General features: G+C 46.7%; 2 protein-coding genes. Both read left to right on the forward strand.

The features are described from left to right. Positions 1-274 (forward strand): (2Fe-2S) ferredoxin domain-containing protein (locus PX482_RS20375; protein ID WP_502888569.1); only part of this gene is annotated, 274 nt, incomplete at its 5' end. 98 nt (positions 275-372) lie between these two features. Beyond that, the gene (locus PX482_RS20380) at positions 373-1,047 is read left to right on the forward strand and encodes a response regulator transcription factor (RefSeq protein WP_288122936.1); all 675 of its coding nucleotides are present in this window, start codon (positions 373-375) and stop codon (positions 1,045-1,047) included. Positions 1,048-1,150 lie beyond the last annotated feature (103 nt).

Below are 1,150 nucleotides of genomic sequence, written 5' to 3' on the forward strand. Positions count from 1 at the left end.
CCCCAGTGCCGACCGTCCTGGCTGTATTTTTCGCACTAAAGCCAACTGTTTGCGGGTTTGCAGCCAAGGGCCGATTTTATTAGTGTACCCGGAAGGAGTCTGGTATCGAAGGGTCAATAAGGAAGCGATCGAAAGAATTATCCAAGAACACCTAATCGGTAATCAAATCGTCACAGAATATGCTTTTCTTCGCCACGATTTACCGGCAATTTCTCGGAACTGTCCAGGAGGAGAACCCGAAACAATAGAGGAAAACATCGTTAAAACTAACTGAAACACAATTAACTACACATATCTAACTACCTGTTGCCTCTTGCCTGTCGATCCTTTGTCCGTCTCCATTCCCCCAACCCTGCAGCCTGGAAAATAGCGATGAAAGAGACCAACAAAGACAATAAACAACTTTTATTAATCGACGATGACCCGAATTTAATACTTTTGGTGAAGGATTATCTAGAGTTTCGTGGTTATAGGGTGACAACCGCAGAAAACGGTCCCGAAGCCCTAGAAATCCTCGAACGCGGGGCAAATACTGCCAAAGCAGCAGAAATCCCCGATATGATTATCTGTGATCTGATCATGCCAGAAATGGACGGTCATGCTTTCCTCGAAAAAATTCGTCGGGACAGTCGTTTTAGTGGCATTCCCGTGATCTTTCTCTCCCCTGAGGGGCAAAGTCAGGATAAGATAACAGGTTTAACCGCCGATGTCTATATGGTCAAACCCTTTGAACCGGAAGAATTAGTGGCCCTGGTGGAGTCTTCCCTTAAACAAGCGGGCCGGTTGCTGAAACGCAGCACCCGCATCCATTCCCCGGATGTCACCCCTGTTCAAGTCCAGGGTAATGTGGAATTAACCCCAACGGAGTTAAAAGTAGTACAATTGGTCGCCCAGGGCATGGCTAATCGGGAAATCGCCGCAAAACTCAATGTTAGTCAACGGACAATCGAAAGTCATGTGTCGAATATGCTCCATAAAACCGGTCTTCATAATCGCACGGAATTGGCCCAATGGGCGATCGAAAGTAATAAGCTGTTGACTATCTAGGGTCTGCTGAAAAAGTTTTTCGTGGGGACAGGGTGTGGGGTGTGGGGTGTGGGGTGTAGGGTTTTACCGATTCTCATCTGGTCAATTACCTAATTTTCAGAGA

The sequence above is a fragment of the Microcystis sp. M53602_WE12 genome (assembly GCF_030065455.1).
Taxonomy (GTDB): domain Bacteria; phylum Cyanobacteriota; class Cyanobacteriia; order Cyanobacteriales; family Microcystaceae; genus Microcystis; species Microcystis aeruginosa.